Here is a 25,097-nt window from a genome sequence, read left to right as displayed (position 1 = left end):
CGCGCCCTCCCTCGCCGTCCCCCCCGTGTTGTACTTGAGGGCCTCGTTTTAGCGCGCACGACGCCCCCCCCACTTCGTGAACTTCGAGGGCGCGGGGTGTGGATAACTCGTGATGGCTGGTTTGTCTGGTGGCAGGGTGTCGGGATGGCACGAGCACGAATTGCACTCCCTCCCGCCCTGGTGGATGGACCTTTCAGCGTTCGGCAGGCACGTGAAAGCGGTCTCACTCGCTCACGTACTCGCGGAAAGGACCTCGTCCGTCCGTTCCGGGTGATGCGGCTGCCCGTGGGCATGGACGGGCTCGTCGAGCGGTGCCATGCCTACGCGCAGCACCGGGGAGTCGACTTCGCCTTCAGCCATTGGACGGCAGCCTTGCTCTTCGAGGCACCGCTGCCTCGGAGAGACGACTCCCCGATCCATGTGAGCGTTCCCGCCCCGGGACGGGCTCCGGAGATCGCGGGCTTCGTGGGCCACAAGCTTTCGGAGTGGGCGACGGTCGAGCGGATGGGACTGCCTGTCACCACTCCGGAGCAGACCTGGATCGACCTCGCCACGATGCTGGTCCCGACGGAACTCCTGGTCATCGGCGACTACTTCGTGTCGGGGCGCCACCCTCTGAGCACACGTGAAGCGCTCGCCCGCGCGATCGCGGCATCGCCCGGTCGTCGCGGTATCGCTCGCGCCCGCCAGGCGATCGATCTCATCCGCGTCGGCTCGGAGTCCCCGGGAGAGACGCGGTTGCGGCTTCTGCTGGAATCAGCGGGCCTGCCGGCGCCGCGACCGAATCTCGACATCGTCGACGGCGACCGCTTCGTCGCCCGGGTCGACCTCGCCTACCCGGACGTCTGCGTCGCCGTGGAATACGAGGGAGACATCCACCGCGTGGATCGCGCGGTCTGGCGCAAAGACATCCGACGTCGCGAACGCCTCGAAGACATCGGCTGGAGGACCGTGCGTGTCACCGCGGACGACCTGTCGCAACCTGCGGAGCTGATCGCTCGGCTTCGCCGCCTCATCCCCTCGGGCTGACACCGAAGTTCACGACGTGGCGCTCAAAAGGGGCTCCGAAAGCGCCACAACGTGAACTTCGACGGGATGACACGTCTCGCGAGCTACCAGCGGGGGTGGATGGCGGCGCGGAAGTGGGTGTCGTAGATGGCGCGGACGGCGGGGTCGAGCTCGGGGAGGTGGGGGAACAGGGCCGCCGCCGCGTTCGCGCGCGCCTGGTCGGCGGAGCGCGCGCCCGGGATCACGGTCGAGACGCCGGGCTGCGCGATGATCCACGCGATCGCGGTCTGCGCCGGGGTGAAGCCCTCGGGCGCGAGGGCGGCGAACTCGCGCGCCGCCAGGACGCCTTCGGCGTAGTCGACCCCGGAGAAGGTCTCGCCCACATCGAAGGCCTCGCCGTGACGGTTGTACGAGCGGTGGTCGTCGGCCGAGAACTCCGTCTGCTCGGTGTAGCGCCCGCTGAGCAGGCCGGAGGCGAGCGGCACGCGGGCGATGATGCCGACACCGGCGGCGCGCGCGGCCGGGAGCACCTGGTCGAGCGGCTTCAGGCGGAAGGCGTTGAGGATGATCTGCACGCTCGCGGTGCCGGGGCGTGCGATCGCGGCGAGCGCCTCGTCGCACGTCTCGACGCTGACGCCGTAGTTCGCGATGGCCCCGTCGGCGACGAGGGTGTCGAGCGCGTCGTAGACGGCGTCGCTCGACAACACCGGGGTGGGCGGGCAGTGGAGCTGCACGAGGTCGAGCGTGTCCACGCCGAGGTTGCGGCGCGAGCGATCCGTCCACTCGCGGAACTTCGCCAGCGTGAAGTTCGCCGTGTCCTGCTCTTCGCGCCGCCCCATCTTGGTGGCGACGGTCAGCGGGAGGTCGGGCCGCGCCGCGCGGAACCGCCCGATGATCTGCTCGCTGCGCCCGTCCCCGTACACATCGGCCGTGTCGAGGAAGGTGACGCCGGACGCGGTCGCCGCGTCGAGGACCTCGAAGGCGTCCGCCTCCTGAACGTCACCCCAGTCGGCACCGAGCTGCCAGGTCCCGAGTCCGACGACCGAGACCTCGCGGCCGGTCCTTCCCAGCGTCCGTTGCTCCATGCGCCCACCCTATCCGGGCAGGCGCTCAGGCCGTCGCGGCGGCGACCACGCGCTGGTTGCGGAAGTGCCCGACGGTCATCCCGATCAGTCCGAGGAGCGCCCACCCGGCGAGCACCAGCCACGATCCGGCCGCGGAGGCGTCCGGGAAGTAGGACAGGTCGCGCAGCAGGGTGACGGATGCGCCCGGGACGAACCACTGCCCGACCGCACCCCACGGTCCCACGATGAACTGCAGCGGCTGCGCGGCCGCGGAGAGGGGGTTGCCGACCAGGATGGTGAGCACGGCACCCACGGGGATGCCGGCGGTGCCGATGAGCGCGTTCATCCCCACGATGAAGGCGGCGGTGGCGAACATCGAGAGTCCGACGGCGAGCGCGTTGATGCCGAAGTCGCCCTGCAGGATCCCGAACCAGCCCTGCAGCACGGCGGCGACGGCGAGACCCCCGACCACCGCGTAGACGGCGACGGCGGTGAGGCGCCGCCAGCTCCCGGCGACCAGAAGCGAGATCAGGATGCCGCCGAGCATGCCGCCCAGGACGAGGGGGAAGGAGGCCGCCGACAGTCCGAGACCGCGGGCGTCGGTCGACGCGAGCGGCACGATGTCGGTGACGGCGACGGTGATGGTGGGTGCGACGGTGCCCGCGGGCGCCTTGCCGGCGGCGACGGCTTGCGCCACGGCCGCGGCGGCCTGGGCGTTCGCCTGCTTCTGGATGGTCGCGGCGACCTGGCCGAGGAGCTGGCTGACGGCCGCGCCGTTGGCCGAGGCCGTGAGGACCTCGGGCTTCTCGCCGAGGACGATCGCCCCGTACGCCTCCCGGGTGCGGATGAGATCCACGGCGTCGTCGCGGGTCGCGACGGTCGTGATGTCGAAGGCGCCGTCTGCCGACGCGTCGAGCTGCTTCTCGACCTGCGCCGTGGCAGTGGCGTCGCCCGCGATCGCGATCGGCAGGTCCTTGACCGTCGAGGTGACGGTCGGCCAGAGGAAGGCGAGGAGCACCACCAGCACCGCGGCCGCGGCGCCGAGCGCGAGCAGCACCGAGCGCAGCCACGGCGTGTGCGGCGTGGGCGGCGTACCGGCGGCCGAGGGGCCCTGCGGGCCGCCGGGTGCCGCCGGGGTCTGGTCTGCGCTCCCGACCGGAGCAAGAGTGCTGTGGGACATGCCGCCTCCATTAAAAACGAATGATCGTTCTTTATATTGGGACACGCCTCCGCTATTGTCAAGAACGATCATTCGTTTTCGTTCTGGACGAGGAGGCCTCGATGCCGAAGGTCACCGAGGAGCACCGCACCGCACGGCGGGAGCAGATCGCACGCGCCGCCCTCCGCCGCTTCGCCCGCTCCGGCTTCGCCGCGACCTCGATGGCCGACATCATCGAGGAGTCCGGGCTGTCCGCCGGCGCGATCTACGGGCACTACAAGAGCAAGGACGAGCTCATCCGCCTGGCGGTCGCCGAGATCATGGATGCGCGCTTCTTCGACATCGCGACGGCTCGCGACAGCGATCCGCTCCCCTCGCCCGGGCAGGTCGTCCGGCTCCTGGTCTCCGGGCTCACGGAGCAGGTCGGCGAGCTCCAGCTCCTGCTCCAGGTCTGGGGCCAGGTGCCGATCAACCCCGAGCTGTCGACGGTCGCGGCCGAGATCGGCGAGCGGATCACGGGGATGCTGCGGGACTATCTGACCCAGTGGTACGCGAGGGCGCAAGGCCTCCCCGACGACCGCGCCGCCACGCTGGCCCAGCGCCACGTGAGCCTGTACGTCGGCCTCGTCCACGGCTACGTCACGCAGTCGTCCCTGTTCACGGGCTTCGACGGCGAGGGCTACCTCGCCACGATCGACGCACTGGTGCTCCCGACCGACTGAACCGCGCTCAGCCGCACCGAGCCGCGCTCAGCCGCACCGAGCCGTGCTCAGCCGCAGGCCGCGGCGACCACCCGAGCGAGGCGTTTGCGGATGATGTGGTCGTTCGCCTCCACCCGGTGCATGGTGACGTTGCGCATCGCCTCGATCACGGCGAGGCTCCCGGGCGCGATGAATGCGTCGAGGGTGCCGTAGACGACGTGGACCGGCACGCGCACCCGGGCCAGGTCGCTGACCACGGTCTGCTGCTCGATGCAGTTCTCGAGCGAGCGGACGAACGGGGTCCAGTTGCGTTCGGTGATCTCGAAGACGCCTTTGATCGGCAGCATCCGCGCGAGGATCGTGGCGTTCATCATCGTGAACTCCTTGTTCGCCCGCAGGAACTCGTAGGCCCGCAGGTACGCGCTGACGCGGGTGCGGACGCGCCGGTCGCCGATCGCGGCGGGCGATCCGTAGACCGGCGGCCCGACCAGGACGAGCCGGGTGATCGCGGACGGATGATCTGCGGCGTAGCGCGCGACGATCAGGCTCCCGAGCGAGTGCCCGACCAGCACGAACGGAGCACGCAGGCGCAGGGAGCGCAGGGTGCGGTGGAGGGCGTCGACGTGCTCCTCGAGGGTGTACTGCGCATCGGCGGGTGCGGGCGAGCGCCCGAACCCGAGGATGTCGATCGAGATCACGCGGTGGGTCGGCTCGAGCAGCGGCACCAGGTTCTGGAAGGTGACCGACGACGACGCGATGCCGTGGACCAGCACCACGACGGGTCCCTCCCCCTCGTCGCCTGCGACGTTCAGGAGCGGGGCGCGACGGAACCAGCTGTCGAGGGTGTCGCGCAGCCGGCCCATGTCCCCATTATCGGCCGCACCCCTCAACGGACCGGGGAGGCCCCGTCCACCCGGTCGGGCCACCAGGCCGGGGTCAGGCGCGCGATCAGGTCGAGCAGCTCGTCCACGTCGCGCGGCCGCGGGCGCCCGAGCCAGACATCGATGGCCCCGATGGTGCCGTCCGCGAGGTAGCGGGCGATGGTCCGGCGCTCGATGTCGTCTGCCGCGGGGACGTCGACGCTGTGCTGGTCGAGCAGCAGCCGGATGGAGCCCTCGAAGTGCTCGCTCAGGAGTGCGTGGAGGCTGGAGCTCCCGCTCTCCGCGCCGAGCCCGCGCCGGTAGATCGCATCGTGCGCGTCCACGTGCTGGAGCACGGCGCGGGTGACGCCGCGCACGGCCGTGGCCGCGGCCTCCGGTGCGACGCCGACCAGGTACGCCTCGCGCAACCGGTCGAGCTCGGTCCGGAGCACGCGCTGGAGCAGATCCACCGGAGACGGGGCGTAGGTGTACACGGTCGAGCGGTGCACGCCCGCGGCCGACGCCAAGGCGGAGACCGACACGTCGGCGACCGACCCGGCCGTCGCGAGGTCCAGGATCGCCGCGGTCAGTCGAGCGAGGGTCTTCTCCTGGCGGGCATCCACTTTTCGATCGTACAATGGAGTTATCCGACAGGTGTCGGATAACTGAAGGGAGATTTTCATGGCTCAGTACGACGTCGCCGACCGGTCCGCGATCGTGACCGGAGGCGGCTCGGGCATCGGGCGCGCCGTGGCGCTCACTCTCGCGGCGAGCGGCGCTGCCGTCCTCGTCACCGACCTGAACGAGGAGCACGCGCAGGCCGTCGTGGCCGAGATCGAAGCCGCGGGCGGCACGGCCGCCGCCCTCGCCGGCGACGTGACCGACCCCGCGTTCGGCGAGGCGAGCGTCGCGGCCGCGAACGCCCTGGCACCGCTGAAGATCGCGGTCAACAACGCCGGCATCGGCGGAGAGGCGGCCACGGTCGGCGAGTACTCGCTCGACAGCTGGCGCAAGGTGATCGAGGTCAACCTCAACGCCGTCTTCTACGGCATGCAGCCGCAGCTGAAGGCGATGGCCGCGAACGGCGGCGGCGCGATCGTGAACATGGCGTCCATCCTGGGCAGCGTCGGCTTCGCGAACTCGTCGGCCTACGTCACCGCCAAGCACGCGCTGCTCGGCCTCACGCAGAACGCGGCGCTCGAGTACGCCGCCGACAAGGTGCGCGTCGTCGCGGTCGGCCCCGGCTTCATCCGCACCCCCCTCGTGGAGGCGAACCTCTCCGCCGAGGCGCTGGCGTTCCTCGAGGGCAAGCACGCTCTCGGTCGGCTGGGCGAGCCGGAGGAGGTCGCCTCCCTGGTCGCGTTCCTCGCCTCCGACGCGGCGAGCTTCATCACCGGCAGCTACCACCTGGTGGACGGCGGCTACACCGCTCAGTGACGCGCCGACAGCCCGTATCGTGCACGGTCGCGCTCCCTTAGGCTGAGGGACGTGACCGAGCACGAGCTGTTGGGCGACGACCTCCTGGAGCGGTTCCGGGGTCGGGCGGCCGGCTACGACGCCGAGAACCGCTTCTTCGACGAGGACTTCGCCGAGCTGACCGAGATCGGCTACCTGCGCGCCCTGGTGCCGGTCGAGTACGGCGGCCTCGGGCTCGGCCTCGAGCAGACGGCGCGGCTGCAGGTCCGTCTCGCCGGCGCCGCGCCCGCCACGGCACTGGCGGTCAACATGCATCTCGTCTGGACCGGCGTCGCGAAGATCCTGCGCGATCGCGGGGACGACTCGCTCGACTTCGTGCTGCGCGAGGCCGGCGCGGGCGAGGTGTTCGCGTTCGGGCTCAGCGAGGCGGGCAACGACCTCGTGCTCTTCGGCTCGACGACGGAGGCACGTCCCGACGACGACGGTTCGTACACCTTCCACGGGCGCAAGATCTTCACCTCCCTCTCCCCCGCGTGGACGCGACTGGGGACCATGGGGCTCGATGCGACCAGCGCGGACGCGCCCAGGATCGTCTACGGGTTCGTCGACCGCGCGGCCGGCGGCTTCGATATCCGCGACGACTGGGACACCATCGGGATGCGCGCCACGCAGAGCCGCACCACGCTGCTCGAGGGCGCGCGATCCCCCGCCGACCGGATCGTGCGGCGCCTGCCGCCCGGCCCCAACCCGGACCCGCTGGTCTTCGCGATCTTCGCGAGCTTCGAGATCCTGCTGGCCTCGGTCTACACGGGCATCGGCGCACGAGCGCTCGAGCTCGCCGTCGCCGCCGCACGCAAACGCACGAGCCTGAAGAACGACGGCCGCAGCTACGCGAGCGACCCGGACATCCGCTGGCGGGTGGCCGAGGCGGCCATCGACCAGGACGCCCTGCTCCCCCAGCTCGACACCCTCGCGCGCGATGTCGACACGCTCGCCGACCACGGGGCGTTCTGGTTCCCGAAGCTCGTGGGCCTCAAGGTCCGCGCCACCGAGACGGCGCGGCGCGTGGTCGACCAGGCCATCCGGGTCTCGGGAGGCTCGACCTACTTCGCCGGCAGCGAGCTCGGCCGCCTGTACCGCGATGTGCTGGCGGGCATCTTCCACCCGTCGGACGCCGAGTCGGCGCACAACACGGTGGCCGGCGCGTGGCTCGGCCCGGCGGAGGACTGAGCCACAGGACGACGCAGCACCACACGGCACGGCACCGCACAGCCCCATCCCAGCGCATCGGAGGCATCATGCAGCAGATCACGGCCCAGCACTTCGCCGAGCGGATCCGACGGGGAGCGGCGCAGGCGCGCGCCGCAGGTTTCGACGCGCTGCTGATCGCGCCCGGCCCCGACCTCGCGTACTTCGCCGACTACCTGCCCGTCGCGACCACCGAGCGGATCACCCTGCTCGTGGTCCCGGTCGACGGCGAGCCGGCGATGGTCGTGCCCGCCCTGGAGCATGACGGAGCGGCCGCCACCCGGGCGGCCGATGCCTTCCGGCTCGTCGACTGGTCGGACGGCGAGGACGAGTACGTGCCGACATCGGCGCTGATGGAGCCGTCGGGACGGTTCGCGGTGTCGGACGCACTCTGGGCGATGCATCTGCTCGGCCTGCAGCAGAAGCTCCCGGGCGCACGGTTCGAAGCGATCTCGCACGCGCTGCCGATGCTGCGCGCCGTCAAGGACGCCGACGAGATCGATCGTCTCGCGGCGGCCGGCGCCGCGGCAGACGCGACCTTCGACGACATCCTCGGCGCGCGGTTCGCCGGACGCGCCGAACGGGAGGTCGCGGCCGACCTCGACCGGCTCCTGCGCGAGCACGGCCACTCCCAGGTCGACTTCACGATCGTCGCCTCGGGCCCGAACGGCGCGAATCCGCACCACGAGGTCGGGGACCGCGTGATCGCGGAGGGCGACATGGTCGTGCTCGACTTCGGCGGCCTGATGGACGGCTACGGATCGGACACCACCCGTACCGTCCACGTCGGGGAGCCGACCGACGAGGAGCACGAGGTCTTCGAGATCGTGAAGCGCGCCCAGCAGGCGGCGTTCGACGCCGTCGCCGTCGGCGTCCCCTGCCAGGACATCGACCGCGCCGCGCGCGCCGTCATCAGCGATGCAGGCTACGGGGAGTACTTCATCCACCGGGTGGGTCACGGCATCGGCACCACGACGCACGAGCCGCCCTACCTGGTGGAGGGCGAGGAGCGGCCGATCGAGGCCGGGATGTGCTTCTCCCTGGAGCCCGGCATCTACCTGCCCGGCCGGTTCGGCGTGCGCATCGAGGACATCGTGGTGGCGGCCGATGACGGCGCCCACCGGCTGAACAACACCAGCCGCGAACTCCACCTGGTGCAGTGAGCGCGGACATCGCCCTGCACGACGCCGAGCGTCGCCGTGCACTGCGGCGGATGAAGACCCTCGCGACATCACTGCTCATCGTCGCCGCGATCGTGTTCACCGTCGCGTTCGCGCTGCAGGACCGCTACCCCTGGCTGGGTTACGTGCGGGCGGCCGCCGAGGGCGCGATGGTCGGCGCGCTCGCGGACTGGTTCGCGGTGACCGCCCTGTTCCGCTATCCGCTCGGGCTGCGCATCCCGCACACGGCGATCATCCCGACCCGCAAGGACGAGATCGGCGAGAGCCTGGGCGAGTTCGTCGAGACCAACTTCCTCGCCGACGAGGTCGTGTCCGCGAAGCTCGCGTCCGTCGACATCGCCGGGGCGATCGCCGGCTGGCTGGCCGAACCCGAGAACGCCCGCCGCGTGGTGGCCGAAGGCTCGGCCGCGGTCGTCGGGCTCGCCGGGTTGCTCGACGACGAGCGGATGCGGGATGCGATCGAAGCGGTGGTGCGCACGCACCTGATCGATCCGGAGTGGGGGCCGCCACTCGGCCGCCTGGGCGAGAAGGTGCTCGAGTCGGGCGGTCAGCGCGAGGTGGTCGACCTGGTGCTGGACCGCGTGGACGACTGGCTCGCCGCCCATCCCGACGCGTTCGCCACGCTCGTGTCGCGGCGGCTGCCGTCGTGGGTCCCGTCGTTCGTGGACCGGCTGGTGGACGACCGGCTGCACACGGAGGCCCGGCGCTTCATCGGCGACGTGCGACGCGACCCCGACCACCGGCTCCGGCACGCGATCGACGACGCGCTCGGCCAGCTCGCCGAGCGGCTGCAGCACGACCCCGACACGATCGCCCGGTTGGAGTCGGCCAAGGCGCGCGCCTTCGACGATCCGCGCATCCGGGAACTCGCGGCGTCGGCGTGGGAGGCCGCGCGCACCGCCGCCGTCGACGCCCTCTCGGACCCCGGGAGCGAGCTGCGCCGCCGGGCCGAGGCCGCCCTCGCCGACGCGGCGCGACGGATCGCCGCCGAGCCCGCGCTCCGTGACTCCCTCAACGCGCGCCTGGTGGACGCCGCACTGCACCTGGTGACGGCCTATCGACACGACATCGCGGGGGTCATCAGCGAGACCGTGCGGGGCTGGGATGCGGCCGAGACGACGGACAAGATCGAGACCCAGGTGGGCCGCGACCTCCAGTTCATCCGCATCAACGGGACGGTGGTCGGTGCGCTCGCGGGTCTGGCGATCTACACGGTCGCGACGCTGATCGCCGCCGCCGTGCGCTGACCGGAGGCCGGCTCAGGCGGTCCGGCGCAGGGCGCGACGCCGCACGAACGGCATCGCGACGAGTCGCCAGCCGACCAGGAAGACGCCGAGCACCACGAAGGCCACCGCGATGAAGCTCGGCTGCACCCCCTGGCCCGCGGAGGTGCGGATGAGCATCCCGAGGGCCACGGTCATCAGCCAGATCGGCACGCCGGGCCAGACGACCGCCAGCGGACGCCGCCAGGCCCAGGTCACCAGCCAGCCGGCCACGAGGCCGAGCAGGAACGGCCAGAGGGTCGTCATCAGGCCGGTGAAGCCCGCCGACTCGCCATGGCTGCGGCGCCCGACGAGCACGAAGACGAGGACGAGGGCGGCGTCGACGACGAATGCCGCGACCGCCGTCCTCCAGGTTTTCACGCGTTGATGCTACGCGCCGATGCCCGTGCGTTCGCTGGGTGCTGGCGGGGTGCGGGCCCTCACTAGACTTGGTCTCAGCCCGCCGACGAGCCCTGGAGCATCCGTGCCGAACTTCGACTTCCTCGACCAGCCATCGCTTCCCCGCCCGGACATCACCCCGGACGACGCCGGCGCCATCGCGTCCGAGCACTTCGGGCTGTCCGGCACGGTCACCGAGCTCGGCAGCCAGCAGGATCGCAACTACCTCATCGAGGCCGGCGGCGCACGCTACGTGCTGAAGATCGCGAACCCCGTCTTCTCCGTCGACGAGCTGCTGGCGCAGAACGCGGCCCTCACGGCGCTCGCCGACTCGGGTATCCGCGTGCCCTCCGTGATCGCCGCCGCCGGCGACCGCGAGCTGGTCCCGGTCGACGTGCGCGGGGTCGAGCTCCACGCCCGCGTCCTCAGCTTCCTCGAGGGCGAGCCGCTGACCGATGTCGCGCACCCGAGCCCCGACCAGCTGCGCACCCTCGGCGCGCTCGCCGGCGGGATCGCGGCCGGTCTCGCCGCGCTGCAGCACCCGGGCTTGGACCGCACGACCCAGTGGGACTCGCGGATCGGCGGCGAGGTCGTGGACCTGCTGCTCGATCACGTGGAGCAGCCCGCCAAGCGCCGCGTCGTGCGGGCTGCGGCGGACGACGCCCTCGCGCGCCTCGAGCCGCTGCGGTCTCGCCTGCGCGTGCAGGCGACCCACGGAGACGTGACCGACGACAACATCGTGCTCGGTGCCTCCGGGCCGGGCGTCATCGACTTCGGCGACGTCGCCGACGGCTGGCTCGCCGGCGATCTCGCCGCCACCGTCGCCAGTGTGCTCCACCATGTGCCCGAGGAGCCGTTCGCGGCCGTGCTCGATGTGGTGGAGGCGTTCCACGAGTGCTCGCCGCTCGACGACGCCGACCTCGCCGCGCTCTGGCCCCTCGTGGTGCTGCGCGGCGCGGTGCTGGTGGTCAGCGGCGAGCAGCAGGTGGCACTGGACTCGGACAACCTCTACGCGGACGAGAACCGCGCCCACGAGTGGGTCGCCTTCGATGTCGCCCGCCGCATCGACGCGGACGAGATGGAGGCGCTCCTGCGTCATCGCCTCGGCGCCCCGGCCTCACTCCCCCAGCTCGGCCGCCTGGTCGCCCTGGAGAGCGGCGATGCCAACCTGGCCGATCTGTCGGTGCTGGGTCGCGATCAGGACTGCGGCGCGTGGGCGGACACCTCGGCGGAGGACGAGGTGCTCGCCCGGGTGTGCCGGGAGTCGGGCCATGCGATCACCCGCTACGGCGAGGGCCGATTGACCCGGGCCGTGCGGGACCGCTCGACGGCGACCGCGGCGATCGCCCTGGGCGTCACGCTGGATGCCCCGGTCGGCGTCCCGGTCACCGCCCCGTTCGCCGGCGAGCTCTCCCTGGTCGAAGGCGCGTGGACGCTGCGCGGCGACGGCGTCGAGCTCTGGCTCGACGGCCTGACCCGCCCGCTGACGACCGCGACGGTCGCCGCGGGCGACGAGATCGGCACGACCATCCGTCTCACCGCGCAGCTCAGCCGTTCCGTGGGCCACCGGCCCCCGGCGTTCGTCACGCCGACCGCGCCGTTCGCCCTGTGGGCCTCGGTCTCCCCCGACCCGTCCGATCTCTTCGGGCTCGACGTCACCGCCGCCGTGCCGGACGCGGCAGGAGCCCTCGCCCGCCGTGACGACACGTTCGCGCGCGTGCAGGAGCACTACTTCGCCCATCCCCCGCTCATCGAGCGCGGTTGGCGGCACCACCTGTTCGACACCCGCGCCCAGAGCTACCTCGACATGGTGAACAACGTGACGCAGATCGGCCACGGCCACCCGCGCCTCGTCGAGGCCGTGCGGGACCAGTGGGCCCGGCTCAACACGAACTCGCGCTTCCACTACGAGGAGCTCTCCCGCTACACCGAGCGTCTGGCGGAGCTGGCTCCGGAGGGCCTCGACACCGTCTTCCTGGTGAACTCGGGCAGCGAGGCGGTCGACCTGGCGCTGCGGCTCGCGCAGACGCACACCGGTCGCCGCACGGTGCTCGCGGTGAAGGAGGCGTACCACGGCTGGACCGTCGGCTCCGACTCCGTCTCCTCGTCCCTCGGGGACAACCCGCGAGCGCTGGAGACCCGGCCCGACTGGGTGAAGCTCGTCGCGGCACCGAACTCGCTGCGCGGCGTGCACCGCGGCCCCGACTCGGCAGCCGACTACCTGGCCGATCTCGACGACGACCTCGCCGCGCTCGACGCGGCCGGCGTCGACGTGGCCGGGTACATCGCCGAACCGGTGTTCGGAAACGCGGGCGGGCTCATGCTGCCGGACGGCTATCTGGCCGGCGTCTACGAGCGCATCCGCACCCGCGGCGGCGTCTGCATCGCCGACGAGGTGCAGGTCGGCTTCGGCCGGCTCGGCCACTACTTCTGGGGCTCGCAGCAGCAGGGCGTGGTCCCGGATGTCATCACGATCGCGAAGGCGGTGGGCAACGGCCAGCCGCTCGGGGCGGTCATCACCCGTCGCGAGATCGCCGAGTCGTTCGCCGCCGAGGGCTCGTTCTTCTCGTCGGCAGGCGGCAGCCCGGTCAGCTCGGTCGTCGGGCTCACGGTGCTCGACGTGATGCGCGACGAGCGCCTCCAGGAGAACGCGGTCGTGGTCGGCGATCATCTCGCCGACCGGCTGCGCGAGCTGGGCGAGCGTCACCCCATCGTCGGCGCGGTGCACGGGATGGGCCTCTACCTGGGCGTCGAGCTCGTCCTCGACCGCACGGAGATGACCCCGGCGACCGCCGAGGCGACGCTCGTCTGCGACCGGATGCTGGCCGAGGGCGCGATCGTGCAGCCCACCGGCGACTTCAAGAACGTGCTCAAGATCAAGCCGCCGCTCTGCATCACGCGCGAGAGCGCCGACCGCTTCGCCGACGCCCTGGACCTGGTGCTGGCGACCCTCTAGGAGCGTCCGGGAGGCTGCAGCTCCGCGGCCGCACGCGCCGCGATGGCGTCCGCGACCGAGGTGAGCGCCGCCGACCGCATCGACCACTGGTGCCAGTGCAGAGTCACCGACTCGGCTCCCGACTCGTCGAGCACCACGAGCCGGCCGTCGGCGAGCGCTTCGGCGGTCTGGAGGTCGGGCAGCATCCCCCAGCCGAGCCCGAGCTCCGCGGCACGCGCGAACTCGGTCGACGCGGGCACGTACTGGCGTGGCGGGTGGGCGCCGGGGGCGAAGCGGGAGAGGTAGCGGTCCTGCAGGGCGTCCTTGCGGTCGAAGACCAGCATCGGCGCGGCCGCCGCGGCCTCCGGAGTCCAGCCGTGCGGCGCCCAGCGGTCCACGAACGCCGGGCTCGCCACGGCGCGGTAGACCATCGCGCCGAGCGGAGAGACCGTGCAGCCCTGGACGGCCTCGGAGTCCGAGCCGATCGCCGCCATCGCGGTCCCGTCGCGCAGCCGGTCGAGCGTGTGCTCCTGGTCGTCGAGCGTGATCTCGAACGCGAGAGCCGGGAGGCCGGCGAGCGCGGGCAGGACCCAGGTGGCGAGGGAGTCGGCGTTGACGACGAGCGGGATGGTGGTCGACGCGCCGCCCCCGGCATCCAGTTCGGCTGCCGCCTCCGCCTCCAGCAGCGCCACCTGCCGTGCGAGCCGCAGCAGCACCCGGCCCGCATCGGTGGGCTCGATCGGCTTGCTGCGCCGCACGAGCACCCGGCCGGCCTGCTCCTCCAGCGCCTTCACCCGCTGGCTGATCGCCGACGGGGTGACGTGCAGGGCGGCGGCGGCACGCTCGAAGGTGCCGTGGTCGATCACGGCCGCCAGGGTCTTCAAGTGCTCGGCATGGGCATCCATCATCAACGATGCTAATGCTTCGTAAGAAAAACAAGCTGTACTACACTGCGCCGACTCCGTACGGTCGAGGGGTGTTCACGATCTTCCTGACCGGGCTCGGCTCGGGCGCGTCCCTCATCGTCGCCATCGGCGCACAGAACGCCTTCGTGCTGCGGCAGGGTCTCCGGCGCGAGCACGTGCTCCCGGTCGTGGCGATCTGCGTGCTCAGCGACGCTCTGCTGATCGCGGCCGGCGTCGCCGGGATCGGAGCACTCGTGAAGGCAGCGCCGCTCGCGCTGGAGATCGTACGCTGGGTCGGCTTCGCCTTCCTCCTGGGCTACGCCGTGTTCGCCGCCCGCCGTGCGCTGAAGCCCTCGACACTGACCGCAGCCTCCGGAGCGGCGCCCTCGCTGGCCGCCACGCTGGGCATGTGCCTGGCGATCACCTGGCTCAACCCGCACGTCTACCTCGACACCGTGCTGCTCCTCGGGTCGCTCTCGGCCGACCACGGCGACCCCGGGCGCTGGGTGTTCGGCGCGGGCGCCGCGACCGCGAGCCTGCTCTGGTTCAGCGTGCTCGGGTTCGGCGCCCGCGTGGCCGCACCGCTCTTCGCCCGGCCGGTCGCCTGGCGGATCCTGGACGCGGGGATCGCGGTGCTGATGGTCGTCCTGGCGGTGCTGCTCGTGGTGTGACCGGCCGGTCACTCCATCGGCGGTTGCGCCGGTCGCTTGCTCCGGCGGGCCTGGGCGAGCCACAGCACGGCGCCCGATCCGACGAGCAGCACGACGAGCAGGAGGCTGCCGAACGGCTCCGGATCGGATCCCGTCTGCGCGAGCGCGAGCGGGATGGCCGCGGCGGAGACCGTCAGGGTCGCCTCCACACTGCGCGAGGCGGAGAACGCCGCGTCGCCGAGGTACTCGGCCCGGATCGTGTGATCGCCTGTCGAGAGCCCCGCGAGCGCGACCGTCGCATCGACGACGGCGGCGGCCGGCAGCGGAGCCCCGTACGGCGCACCGTCCACGGTCACCTGCACGAACCCGGTCGGGTCGATGACGGCCGGGCCGCTGGGCGCCATCCGCACCGTCGCGGTCGCCCGCTTGCCGACCCGGATGTCGGACACGTCGAGCGTCACCGACGTCTGCGTCGGCGCCTTGGCGATCGCGACGTCGAGGTCCGCGTCGTCCGCCGCCGCGTAGTTCGCGTCTCCGGCGTAGCCGAACGCGAGCGGGAGCGTGCCCGGCGCCCAGGCCGGGGTGAACGAGAACGTGCCGTCGGCCGCGAGCGGCACGGTGGCGAGGGTCGCCCCGCGCACCGAGACCACGACGTCTCCCGAGGGCAGGGCGTACCCGTCGCCCGGCGGCGTCGTGGGGACGATGGATCCCGTCACCGTCACGGGTGCGCCGGTCGACGCCGGCTTGGTGGAGACGAGCTCGGTGAACTGCGTCGGCGCCGCAGTGACCGTCTGGACGAACGGTTCCGTCGCCGCGGCGAACGGCTCGGTTCCGGGATCGTACGCGAACGTCAGGTCGTGTACGCCGACAGCGGAGACGAGCGCGGGGAAGGAGGCCGTGCCGTCCTCGCCCACCGCCGCCGAGGCGATCTGCGTGCCGCCCTCGCTGACGACGATGTCGCCGACTGGGACGGTGCCGCCCTCGGTGTTCGCGACGGTGACGGTGAGGTCGGCCGGTGCGCCGTACACCGAGTCGGCGTCGGAGGAGGTCACTGTCAGCGCGGTGCCCTGCGCCTGACTGTAGGAGAGCAGGACGTAGCCGTTGCCGTTCCAGTAGGTGGTGCCGCCGACCTGCACCCGGCTCGAGTCGGTCCAGTTGGAACCGCCCGCGCCGCCGCCACCGCCACCGCCACCGGCCTGGCCGCCACCGCCGCCGTCGCCGGCGGGCGTGCCTCCGCCTCCGCCTCCTCCGCCGCCGGCCGAGCTGCTGGTCGCCGCGTTGCCGCCCGTGCGGCCGCCGCCGTACCCCGGGGGCGAGATCGCCCCGCCGTTGCCGTGGCCGGCACCCGAGCCGTTGCCGCCGGTCTGACCCGCGGCGCCGCCCCGACCGCCCTCGTACCCGATGAACGCCGCGCCGAGGCCGCCGCCGCCTCCGCCGCCGCCGGCGACGATCAGGGGCGTGTCCGCTCCCCCGGTGCGCAGCAGCACGGCGCTCGCCCCGCCGCCCCCGCCGCCCGCGTGGGCTTCGAGGGAGCCGGTGTCACCGGAGCCTCCGGTGAAGTAGCCGGCTCCGCCGGCGCCGGGCGAGGCCTTGTCGGAGTTGGTGGGCCCGCCCATGGTGCTCGAGTAGAACACGAGGGTCTGGCCGGGCTCCACCGGGATCGTCGCCTGCACGAGGCCACCCGCTCCGCCGTTGCCGTCGGCGGTGATCGTCCAGTCGGTCCCCGGGAAGTTGACCGGTCCCCCGCCCCCGCCCGCCGAGCCGGCGACCACGACGTCGATCGAGTGGACCCCCGCGGGGACCATCCACACCGTGCCGCCCGGGGCGCCGATCGACTGATCCGTGACGACCGTGGCCGCCGATGCGGGGGAGCCCGCCAGCAGCCCCGTCGTGACGAGGGCCAGCGCGGCGAGACCGGCAGCAGAGGGGACGAGGCGCCGCGAACGCGGCTGTGTTCGGTGCATGAGAGACCTTTCGAGACCAGAGACTCCCGCAACGCTAAACGCGCGCGAGCGGTCCGCTGCCGGAGGAGGCCGAGGACTATCCGGTCCGGATAGTGCGCTGGCCCGCTAGCATGTGGGCACGATGCCCACCTGCCCGCACCCCGCGCTCGCCCCGGAGGACCGCCCGGAGGCCGTGGCCGCCCGCGCACGCCGCGCCAACGGCACGCTCGTCGCCGTCAGCGGTCTCGCCGGCGTCGGCAAGAGCACCTGGCTGCGGCAGTTCGCCGCTGCGTCCGACCGGCTGCGGGTCGTGTCGGTCAGCGCAGACGCGTTCGAGTCCTCGTTCCCGTTCGCGCTGGCGGACAAGCTGGCGCACGCGGCCGGCGTCCGGCTCGGCGTGCTCGGGGATGCCGGGGTCCCCGCTCTGCTGGCGGTCGCGCGCGTGCTGCTCCCGGCGCTCGCGCGTGGCACCTCCGCATCGCGCCGGCTCGCGCTCGTGATCGACAACGCGCAGTGGATCGACGAGCCGTCCGTGCAGGCGCTGCGCTTCGTCCTCGGCAGAATCGCCCATGACGGCGTCTGCGTGGTGCTCGCCGGTCACGCGCCGCGCACCGATGAGATCGCGGCGGCGCTGGTCGACGCCGAGCCCGGGGCATGGGACGACGTGCGACGGATCGTGCTCGAACCGCTCGACGCCGCCGGGGTGCGCGAGTACATCTCGCGGGTGCACGACGCCGAGGTCTCCCTGCGTCTGGCCTCCCGGATCCGGGAGCTCTCCGGCGGCCTCCCGGTGCTCCTCGACGCCGTGGTCGGCGCGATGGAGCGGTCTGCCGACGGCCGACGGACCCACTGGGACGAGGACGTCCGTCTGCCGCACCAGCCGGAGAACCCGTTCCGTTCCGCCGGCGCCGACCAGCCCGCGGCCGTGATCGCCGCCGTCGAGATCTGCGCGGCGCTGCGCGACGCGATCGGGACGAACGAGCTCGCCGCGATCGCGGACGCCCTGCACGAGAGGATCGACGTGGAGGCGGCCGTCTCGGCAGGTCTTCTCGTGCGCGCCGACGCCGACACGGTCCGCGCGTTCCACGACCTCTACGCCACCGACGTGCGCGCGAGACTCGCCCCGGAGCGCCGATCGGCCATCTTGACGACGGCCGCCGGCGTGCTGGACAACCCGCACCGGGCACTGATCTGCCGGCTGGATGCGGCCTCCGGGCGCGACACCGGAGCCCGCGATCCCGGAGCGCTCGATACCGGGGCGCTCGACGCCGACCTGCTGAGCGCCGTGCGCGCCCGGGCCGCGGAGGCGGCACGCGACGGGCATCCGGAGCGGGCCGTCGACTACCTCCGGCGCGCCGCCGACCTCGCCGACGGCACGCTGCGCGGTGAGCTGGTCGTCGAAGCCTGCGTGCTCGCCGGCGCGGCGTTCGTGAGCCCGGTCGTGCTCGACCTGCTCCCGGAGCTGGAGGGGCTCCCCCGCGACCCGGTGCGCGATCTGGCCGTGCTCCAGACCCGCCAGATCACCGGGGACGTGGAGTGGGCCGTCGCGTTCGCCGCCGAGCTCGCCGAGCAGGAGTCCGGCCATCCCGACGCGGAGACGCTCCGGATGCACGCGGCGATGATGGCGGTCATGGTCCAGCTGACGACCGACGACTACGGCCCCGTGCTCGCCCTCCTCGACCGGACGCGCGCCGTCGCCGAAGACCTCCTCGCCCGGCCGCGCGACCTCGCCGACCGCCGCCTGGCGCCGCTGCCGTCCGCCGAGGAGATTCGGTTGCGGGCGACGGGGCTGGCCATCGTGGCCGCAGCGCGCATCGGCGACGGCGACCGCGTCGCCGCCGAGCTGGGTGCGCTCTCCATCGCCATCGCCTCGGCAGCGGACAGCCCCGCGCTCAGCGACGCCCTCACCTGCCGGGCGGGCGTGCTCGCCGGGATCGGCGGAGTCGACGCCGCCGCCGCCGACCTCGAACGCGCCCTCGCCCTCGCCTCCCGCGGCGTGATCGGCTGGAGCCTCGGCCACGCCCGCGTCCTGCTCGCCTACTGCTGGTGGGTGCAGGGCCGCCCCGTCGAGGCCGCCGGGATGCTGGAGGACGCCGCCGTCGCCGCCCTCGACAGCATCGATGTCTCCTCCCGTCCGCTGGTGTACCTGCTGCGGGCAGTGCTCGCCGCAGAAGCCGGCGACGGCGACGCGTACGAGACGAACCGGCGCGTCGCCCGCGACGTGACCGTCACCGACTACGACACCTTCGGGGTGGAGCTCGAACTGCTCGCCGCCGTGCAGCAGGCACGCTCGGCGGGACGCCCGGAGGAGGTCGTCGCCGCGCTCTCCCCCGAAGCGATCGGCGCGCGCTGGCTCGCGGGTTCCGCGATCTTCACGTACCGGGTGGAGGCGCTGGCCGAGCTGGGCCGGGCCGAGGAGGCGGACCGCGAGCTGACACGGCTCCGTGCGCTCGCCGGCACCGGCTGGTCGCCGATCTACGGGTCGCTGGAGTGGCTGGAGGGCCGGGTCGCCGAGGCATTCGATCTCACGGAGCAGGCCGTCCGCTCCTATCGGGCCGCCGCCGGCCACGGCTCGCCGCGCTCCCGCGCACAGGTCGCGCTCGACGCGGGACGCCTCCTGCTCCGGCACGGGGACAGGCGCGCCGGAGAGCGGATGCTGCGCTCGGCCGCCGACGGCTTCCGGGTGCTCGGGGCACGACCGGCGCTCCTGCGCGCACTGGCACTCCTGGACGGCGACGAGGAGGGCGCAGACCCCGCGCACCCCGACGGTCTCGAGACGCTGAGCGGACGAGAGCGCGAGGTCGCCCAGCTGGCCGCCCGCGGCCTCACCAACGCCGAGATCGCTGACGCGCTCTTCCTCTCCGCACCGACCGTCGCCTTCCACATGCGCAAGGTGCTCGCCAAGCTCGGGCTGCGCTCCCGCCGCGAACTGGGCGGAGTGCTGCCGAGCGGCGCGTGACGCATGTCCTGCGCGTCGGGAATCCCTGATGCGCCGCGGCGGTTGGCCCCCTCGTGAGCATCATCGAAACGGACGCGCCGCCCGCCGGCGCCTTCCCCCTGGCGCCGGTCGCGACCGGCGCGCTCACCGAGCGCACGGCGCGGATGCTCGAGCAGATGCTCGCCGCCATGGACTGGACGCTCGTCGACTTCGCCCGGCACGAGCTCACCTCCGGCGAGGCGATCGGCGGCCGGGTGCACGAGGTCCCGTTCTTCCTGGTGATGAGCGGCGAGCTCGAGTTGCGGACGGACGCCGAGACCACCCTGCTGCGCGGAGGCGATTTCGTGCTGCGCACCCGGCCGACCGCGTACCGCGTGCACGCGCAGGCCGACACCGTGATCGTCGCCGGGTCGTTGCGCCTGGCCTCGGGCGCCGAGCATCCCCTCGCGCGATCGTTGCCCGATGCGCTCATCGCGTGCCAGCTGCTGCGGCGGGATGCCCACCTGAACGCTCTCGCGGAGGCGCTCGTCGCCGAGGTCGCGAGCGCTCGGCCCGCGTCGTGCGCGTTCGCCGGGCGCCTGGTGAGCGTGCTCGCGGCATCGGCGGTACGCGCCTGGGTCGAGAACGGCTGCGCACCCGACGGCTGGCTCCTCCCGGCGAGCGACCCCCACATCGCACGGGCCGTCGACGCGATCCGCGACGACCCGGGAGGCGCGTGGACGATCGAGCGGCTGGCCCGCGTCGCCAGCACCTCGCGCTCCGCCTTCGCCGAGCGGTTCCACACCGTGGTCGGCGAGCCGCCCGCGCGCTACCTGCTCCGGGTGCGGATGGAGCGCGCCAAGACGCTGCTCGCCGACGGGCGGGTCAGCGTCGCCCAGACGGCCGTCTCGCTCGGCTACGGATCGGAGGCCGCCTTCAGCCGCGCGTTCCGCCGCCACACCGGGTCGAACCCGACCGCCTGGCGCAAGACGGCCGCCGTCGCCTGACCGGAGCCCGACGGACCGCGCAGGTCAGGGACGCCGGGCGAACCAGCGCCGGGTGGAGGCGATGAGCAGACCGCCGAGCACGGCGGAGATGCCGCCGGCCACGAAGACGACCGAGACGCTGGTGGCATCGATCAGCACCCCGCCGACGACGGCGCCGGTCGAGATGCCGAGCTGGAAGGTCGCGACCGTCAGGCCGCCGGCGCTCTCCATCCGCTCCGGCTCCACGCGGGCCGACCAGGTCTGCGCCATCGTCGGCACGCCGCCGAACGCCATGCCCCAGATCGCCGCGGCGACGAAGGCGAGCACGATCGAGCCGGTCGAGAACGAGAAGAAAACGACGGCGACGCCCAGGACCGTCGGTAGCACCACGAGCGTGGTCGCGAGCCGCTTGTCGACCACCGAGCCGGTCACCAGGTTGCCGATCAGGCCGCCGACGCCGTAGACCGCGAGGAGCACGGCGATCCCGGTCGCGCCCAGTCCCGAGACGCTCTCCGCGGCGGGACGGATGTACGTGAAGCTGGCGAAGTGGCCCGCGACGATCAGCAGCACACCGACGAGCCCGACGACCATCGCCTTCGAGCGGATCGTCTCGCCCAACGCACGCAGCCCGGTTCCCGCCGCTGCGGGAACCGACGGCATGGCGAGGGCCATCACCACGATGGCGATCACCGTCGCACCGGCGACGGCGAAGAAGACGACTCGCCAGCCGGCGAACGAGCTGATCAGGGCGCCGAGCGGCACGGCCGCGACGGTCGCCGCGGAGACACCGGTGTTGACGACCATCATCGCGCGGCCCAGGTGACGGGCGGGAACGAGGTGCGCGGAGACCGCGAGCGCCATCGACCACGTGCCCGAGATCGCCATGCCCAGCGCGATCCGCGCCACCACGACCATCCAGAACGCCGGCGCCACCGCGGTCACGAGGTTGGCGGCCAGGGCGAGCACCAGCAGGCCGAGCAACAGGCGGCGACGGTCGAGGCGCGGGAAGACCAGCGCGGTCGCGGGGCCTGCGACGACGCCCACCAGGGCCGTCGCGGTCACGACCTGACCGGCGACGCCCTCGGTCACGCCGAATTCGGCCGCCATCGACGGCAACAGGCTCGCCGGCAGGAACTCGCTGGTCACGAGGACGAACACTCCGACGAGAAGGGCGACCACCCCGCCCCAGCGCGCGACGTCTCCGCCGCCGGCGTCACCCGGAACGGGAACGGCTGCGGTCGGAGAGGTGGGGGCGGTGTCGCTGACTGTCATTCCACCATGCTGGCGGCGCGCGAGCCGGCCCACCTGATCGGTCGTCCGCCAGGAATGACTCTGCGTCCGGGATGCTTCTGCGTCCGGGATGAAGGGGGTCGCCGTGAGACGAGGTGGAACGCAGAAGGGCCGCTCTTCCGAGCGGCCCTTCTGTCATCGTGTCGTATTCCAACACTGTCCGGTGGAGCTAAGGAGATTCGAACTCCTGACCTCTTCGATGCGAACGAAGCGCGCTACCAACTGCGCCATAGCCCCGGGGAACTGCTCTGAAAGCCTAGCACCCCACCGGTGCCGAGCTGAAATCGAGCACCGCTCAGCTCGCGGCCCGGCGGCGGCGGAGCACCGCGTCCAGATCGATGGCGCCGTCGGCCGAATCGCCGACGATGCCCATGCTGGCGTAGCGGCTCGGGATGGGCTCCGGGCCGGGCACCACGGCGGCGATGCGTGCTGCCGGTGCGGCTGCAGGCGCCGCGACCGCGACCGGCCGCAGGGGGACGGGAGGGGCGACCGGAGTCGCCGGCGCGACCTCCGCCGCCTTGCGCTCGAAGTCGGCACGGGCGGCGGCGCGTCGCAGCTCGGTGGCCGCATCCACGGACGCCATCGCCGCGGCGGCGACGGTGCCCGGCGACAGGTGGAGGGGGCGCGGGAGCGGTCGGGGCGTCCAGCTCTGGCGCAGGCGCTCCTGCACGGGCAGGTCGTGCTGGGCGTCGTCGTAGAGAGCGGGTGCGGCGGGGATGGTGACGGCACGCTTCGGCACGGCCGGAGCCTCCTGGGGCTGGGCGAGCCGCCCGAGCATGCCGAGCGCGGCGACCGACACGGCCGCGGAGAGCGCGGGGACGATCCAGGCGCCGGTCGAGAGCATCACCCCGGTGCCTGCGATCACGCCGATGACGCCGGCGACGAGGACGAGAGTGCTGAGGGCGCGCGCCCGGCGCAGGCGACGGCGACGGGAGGGCGAGAGCGCGGGTCTGCTGCTCTGGGCTGTGGCGATGGCGCGTGCCCGCTGGGCCGCAGCGGCCCGGGACGCGCGCTCGACGGCGATCGCGGACGTGGCAGCGCGCTCGGCCTCCTCGGCGGCGAGCCGGCGTTCTTCGGCGATGGCCTGCTCACGGCGCGCGTGGGCCGCGGCCTCCGCGCGCACCTCGACGAGCTGTCGATGCTCGGCACGGCGCAGCACCCGCTGCTGCTCCGCGACCGTGCGGGCCGTGGCCTCCACACGCACCTCGTCGGGCAGCTCGCTGGTCTCGGCGAGGATCCGCAGCGTCTGCTGCAGCCTGACCGCGTTGCGCTCGGTCGCCATGTACTCGCGACGCCGCAGCCAGACCGGGATCAGATAGGCCAGCCACAGGACGGCCGCGATGGCGACGACCACCCCTCCGCCCATCACATCCCCATTCATGTCTCTACGCTAGGGGGCGTCGCCCGCCGGGCTGGGGCAGGCGGGGGGTGTGTCTCCGCCGCGTCTCAGCGAATCCGGGCGACGGGCAGCGGCAGCGCGGCCGCCGCGATGTCCTCCGCCGTCACCGTCGCGGCGTCCGGGGGGACGGCCCCGTCGCGCCAGCGTCGCAGCACGCCCTGGGTCAACTCCTCCGAGACGAGCCCGAAGCAGAAGTGGTCGCGCCAGTCGCCGTTGATGTGGATGTAGCGGCGGCGCAGCCCTTCGTAGCGGAAACCGAGCTTCTCGACCACGCGCAGGCTGGGCTTGTTCTCGGGGCGGATGCAGATCTCCATCCGGTGCAGCCCGAGCTGGTAGAAGCAGTAGTCGGTGGCGAGGGCGACGGCCGTCGGCGTGATGTCACGGCCGGCGAACTCCTGCGCGATCCAATAGCCGATCGTCGCGCTCGACAGCGAGCCGTAAGCGATCGACGAGACGTTCAGCTGCCCGGCGAGCTTGCCCTCGTACTCGACGATGAACGGCAGGCCGTGCCCGGCGCGCGCGTTCGACAGGAGCGAGCGGATGCTGGCACGCGTGTCGAACGACCCCGGCGCGTACGGGCTCGTCGCTTCCCACTGCCGCAGCCAGCCCCGGTTGTCGAGCAGGGAGCGTTCGAGGGCGCGGGCGTCGCGCAGCCGGATGGGGCGCAACCCCACCGGCCCCTCACCGAGGGTGGGGACGACGATCGCCACGGGCATTCTCCTTCGTGCGGGCTACTGTGCAGTTGCGTTCGGCAGCGGTGCGGTCGTGCGGCGGCTTACGCGACCGGCTCGCCGGCCGGCTCGACGGGCATCTCCTCGACGGCCTCGTCGGGGGCGTCGTCCAGCCCCTTCGCGAAGTCGCGCAGCCACGGACGCAGGTCGGGGCCGAGATCCTCGCGGTCGGCGGCGAGCTGCACGATCGCCTTGATGTAGTCGAGCCGGTCGCCGGTGTCGTAGCGGCGGCCGCGGAAGACGACGCCGTAGACGCCGCCGGTCCAGTCCGGGGCGTGGGCCATCGACTGCAGCGCGTCGGTGAGCTGGATCTCGTTGCCGCGGCCGGGCTCGGTGCGCTCCAGCACGTCGAAGACCTCGGGGCGCAGGATGTAGCGGCCGATGATCGCGTAGTTGGACGGCGCGTCCTTCTTCTCGGGCTTCTCGACGAGGCCCGTGATGCGCACGACGTCGTCCTCGTCCGTCTCCTCCACGGCTGCGGCGCCGTAGAGGTGGATGCTGTCGGGGTCCACCTCCATCAAGGCGACGACCGTGGTGTTGAGCTGGTGCTGCACCTCGAGCATCCGCTTCAGGAGCGGGTCCCGTGCGTCGATGATGTCGTCGCCGAGGAGCACGGCGAACGGCTCGCGGCCCACGTGCATCTTGGCGCGCAGCACGGCGTGGCCGAGTCCCTTGGGGTCGCCCTGGCGCACGTAGTGCATGTCGGCGAGGGAGGTGGAGTAGTTGACCTTCTCCAGGCGGTCCGTGTCGCCCTTGGCCCGGAGCATGTCCTCGAGCTCGGCGTTGCGGTCGAAGTGGTTCTCGAGCGCGTTCTTGTTGCGCCCGGTGATCATCAGCACGTCGTGGAGGCCGGCGTCGACCGCCTCCTCGACCACGTACTGGATGGCCGGCTTGTCGACCACCGGCAGCATCTCCTTCGGCATCGCCTTCGTAGCGGGCAGGAACCGGGTGCCGAGACCTGCCGCGGGGATGACAGCTTTGGTGACGTGGTTGGTCATGCCGCCTACAGTATCCGCATTTCCTCCGGCGTCAGGGCCCCATCT

21 protein-coding genes and 1 tRNA gene are annotated in these 25,097 nt (G+C 72.6%); 10 read left to right on the top strand and 12 right to left on the bottom strand.

The features are described 5' to 3' along the window. Positions 1-273: 273 nt before the first annotated feature. Positions 274-1,029, top strand: a complete 756-nt coding sequence (locus ACFVU2_RS17320) for a hypothetical protein (protein ID WP_387876826.1) — start codon at positions 274-276, stop codon at positions 1,027-1,029. Between the two features lie 83 nt (positions 1,030-1,112). Here ACFVU2_RS17320 and ACFVU2_RS17315 read toward each other — a convergent pair whose 3' ends face one another. Together ACFVU2_RS17315 and ACFVU2_RS17310 are read right to left on the bottom strand one after the other, a co-directional pair. Beyond that, on the bottom strand, positions 1,113-2,093 hold the full coding sequence (locus tag ACFVU2_RS17315) for an aldo/keto reductase (RefSeq protein ID WP_387876824.1): 981 nt from the start codon (positions 2,091-2,093) through the stop codon (positions 1,113-1,115). Between the two features lie 25 nt (positions 2,094-2,118). Next, entirely contained in the window at positions 2,119-3,252 is a 1,134-nt protein-coding gene (locus ACFVU2_RS17310; RefSeq protein WP_387876821.1) for an ABC transporter permease, read from the bottom strand. Positions 3,253-3,353: 101 nt separating this feature from the next. Between ACFVU2_RS17310 and ACFVU2_RS17305 the strand changes: the two genes are divergently transcribed. Beyond that, complete coding sequence (locus tag ACFVU2_RS17305; RefSeq protein WP_387876818.1) at positions 3,354-3,953, top strand: TetR/AcrR family transcriptional regulator; 600 nt, start codon at positions 3,354-3,356, stop codon at positions 3,951-3,953. A 47-nt stretch (positions 3,954-4,000) separates the two neighbouring features. On the opposite strand, the gene ACFVU2_RS17300 is transcribed toward ACFVU2_RS17305, so the two are convergent. Together ACFVU2_RS17300 and ACFVU2_RS17295 are read right to left on the bottom strand one after the other, a co-directional pair. Then, a complete protein-coding gene (locus ACFVU2_RS17300) occupies positions 4,001-4,795 on the bottom strand; it encodes an alpha/beta fold hydrolase (protein ID WP_387876815.1) in 795 nt (264 codons plus the stop codon). Positions 4,796-4,818: 23 nt separating this feature from the next. Further along, positions 4,819-5,415 (bottom strand): TetR/AcrR family transcriptional regulator, encoded by a 597-nt coding sequence (locus ACFVU2_RS17295; protein ID WP_387876812.1) that lies wholly within the window; start codon positions 5,413-5,415, stop codon positions 4,819-4,821. Between the two features lie 58 nt (positions 5,416-5,473). Between ACFVU2_RS17295 and ACFVU2_RS17290 the strand changes: the two genes are divergently transcribed. The 4 genes from ACFVU2_RS17290 (at position 5,474) to ACFVU2_RS17275 (ending at position 9,884) form a co-directional block, all read left to right on the top strand. Further along, positions 5,474-6,229 carry an SDR family NAD(P)-dependent oxidoreductase gene (locus ACFVU2_RS17290; protein ID WP_387876810.1) on the top strand — a complete coding sequence of 252 codons (756 nt, stop codon included), beginning with the start codon at positions 5,474-5,476 and terminating at the stop codon, positions 6,227-6,229. A 51-nt stretch (positions 6,230-6,280) separates the two neighbouring features. Beyond that, positions 6,281-7,438, top strand: a complete 1,158-nt coding sequence (locus tag ACFVU2_RS17285) for an acyl-CoA dehydrogenase family protein (RefSeq protein WP_387876808.1) — start codon at positions 6,281-6,283, stop codon at positions 7,436-7,438. 68 nt (positions 7,439-7,506) lie between these two features. Continuing rightward, complete coding sequence (locus ACFVU2_RS17280) at positions 7,507-8,619, top strand: M24 family metallopeptidase (RefSeq protein WP_387876806.1); 1,113 nt, start codon at positions 7,507-7,509, stop codon at positions 8,617-8,619. Positions 8,620-8,669: 50 nt separating this feature from the next. After that, positions 8,670-9,884, top strand: a complete 1,215-nt coding sequence (locus ACFVU2_RS17275) for a DUF445 domain-containing protein (protein ID WP_387876853.1) — start codon at positions 8,670-8,672, stop codon at positions 9,882-9,884. Positions 9,885-9,896: 12 nt separating this feature from the next. Here ACFVU2_RS17275 and ACFVU2_RS17270 read toward each other — a convergent pair whose 3' ends face one another. Next, a complete protein-coding gene (locus ACFVU2_RS17270) occupies positions 9,897-10,280 on the bottom strand; it encodes a DUF3054 domain-containing protein (RefSeq protein WP_387876804.1) in 384 nt (127 codons plus the stop codon). Positions 10,281-10,383: 103 nt separating this feature from the next. Between ACFVU2_RS17270 and ACFVU2_RS17265 the strand changes: the two genes are divergently transcribed. Next, the gene (locus ACFVU2_RS17265) at positions 10,384-13,254 is read left to right on the top strand and encodes an aminotransferase (protein WP_387876802.1); all 2,871 of its coding nucleotides are present in this window, start codon (positions 10,384-10,386) and stop codon (positions 13,252-13,254) included. Here ACFVU2_RS17265 and ACFVU2_RS17260 read toward each other — a convergent pair. Beyond that, positions 13,251-14,141: a LysR family transcriptional regulator ArgP gene (locus ACFVU2_RS17260; protein ID WP_387876800.1), complete on the bottom strand. Its 891-nt coding sequence runs from the start codon at positions 14,139-14,141 to the stop codon at positions 13,251-13,253. The genes ACFVU2_RS17265 and ACFVU2_RS17260 overlap by 4 nt on opposite strands. A 68-nt stretch (positions 14,142-14,209) precedes the next feature. On the opposite strand from ACFVU2_RS17260, the gene ACFVU2_RS17255 reads away from it, so the two are divergent. Beyond that, on the top strand, positions 14,210-14,809 hold the full coding sequence (locus tag ACFVU2_RS17255) for a LysE/ArgO family amino acid transporter (protein WP_387876797.1): 600 nt from the start codon (positions 14,210-14,212) through the stop codon (positions 14,807-14,809). An 8-nt stretch (positions 14,810-14,817) separates the two neighbouring features. Here ACFVU2_RS17255 and ACFVU2_RS17250 read toward each other — a convergent pair whose 3' ends face one another. Next, the gene (locus ACFVU2_RS17250) at positions 14,818-16,752 is read right to left on the bottom strand and encodes an Ig-like domain-containing protein (protein WP_387876794.1); all 1,935 of its coding nucleotides are present in this window, start codon (positions 16,750-16,752) and stop codon (positions 14,818-14,820) included. A gap of 121 nt (positions 16,753-16,873) precedes the next feature. On the opposite strand from ACFVU2_RS17250, the gene ACFVU2_RS17245 reads away from it, so the two are divergent. Both ACFVU2_RS17245 and ACFVU2_RS17240 read left to right on the top strand, forming a co-directional pair. Then, entirely contained in the window at positions 16,874-19,690 is a 2,817-nt protein-coding gene (locus ACFVU2_RS17245; RefSeq protein WP_387876793.1) for a LuxR C-terminal-related transcriptional regulator, read from the top strand. A 53-nt stretch (positions 19,691-19,743) separates the two neighbouring features. Continuing rightward, positions 19,744-20,655: an AraC family transcriptional regulator gene (locus ACFVU2_RS17240; RefSeq protein ID WP_387876791.1), complete on the top strand. Its 912-nt coding sequence runs from the start codon at positions 19,744-19,746 to the stop codon at positions 20,653-20,655. A gap of 24 nt (positions 20,656-20,679) precedes the next feature. Here ACFVU2_RS17240 and ACFVU2_RS17235 read toward each other — a convergent pair whose 3' ends face one another. The 5 genes from ACFVU2_RS17235 to galU all read right to left on the bottom strand — a co-directional run bounded on the left by ACFVU2_RS17235 (position 20,680) and on the right by galU (position 25,052). After that, positions 20,680-21,906, bottom strand: a complete 1,227-nt coding sequence (locus ACFVU2_RS17235; RefSeq protein ID WP_387876788.1) for an MFS transporter — start codon at positions 21,904-21,906, stop codon at positions 20,680-20,682. A 182-nt stretch (positions 21,907-22,088) separates the two neighbouring features. Further along, positions 22,089-22,161: transfer RNA gene (locus tag ACFVU2_RS17230), tRNA-Ala, on the bottom strand. A gap of 58 nt (positions 22,162-22,219) precedes the next feature. Then, positions 22,220-23,305 (bottom strand): hypothetical protein, encoded by a 1,086-nt coding sequence (locus tag ACFVU2_RS17225; RefSeq protein ID WP_387876786.1) that lies wholly within the window; start codon positions 23,303-23,305, stop codon positions 22,220-22,222. A 65-nt stretch (positions 23,306-23,370) separates the two neighbouring features. Next, on the bottom strand, positions 23,371-24,039 hold the full coding sequence (locus tag ACFVU2_RS17220) for a GNAT family N-acetyltransferase (protein WP_387876784.1): 669 nt from the start codon (positions 24,037-24,039) through the stop codon (positions 23,371-23,373). Between the two features lie 59 nt (positions 24,040-24,098). Beyond that, positions 24,099-25,052, bottom strand: a complete 954-nt coding sequence (galU, locus tag ACFVU2_RS17215) for a UTP--glucose-1-phosphate uridylyltransferase GalU (RefSeq protein WP_387876782.1) — start codon at positions 25,050-25,052, stop codon at positions 24,099-24,101. Between the last annotated feature and the right edge of the window lie 45 nt (positions 25,053-25,097).

It is taken from the genome of Leifsonia sp. NPDC058194 (genome assembly GCF_042883605.1).
Lineage (GTDB): Bacteria > Actinomycetota > Actinomycetes > Actinomycetales > Microbacteriaceae > Leifsonia.
Note: the sequence above shows the minus strand (reverse complement) of the source record. Positions and strands in the feature narration are given on the sequence as shown.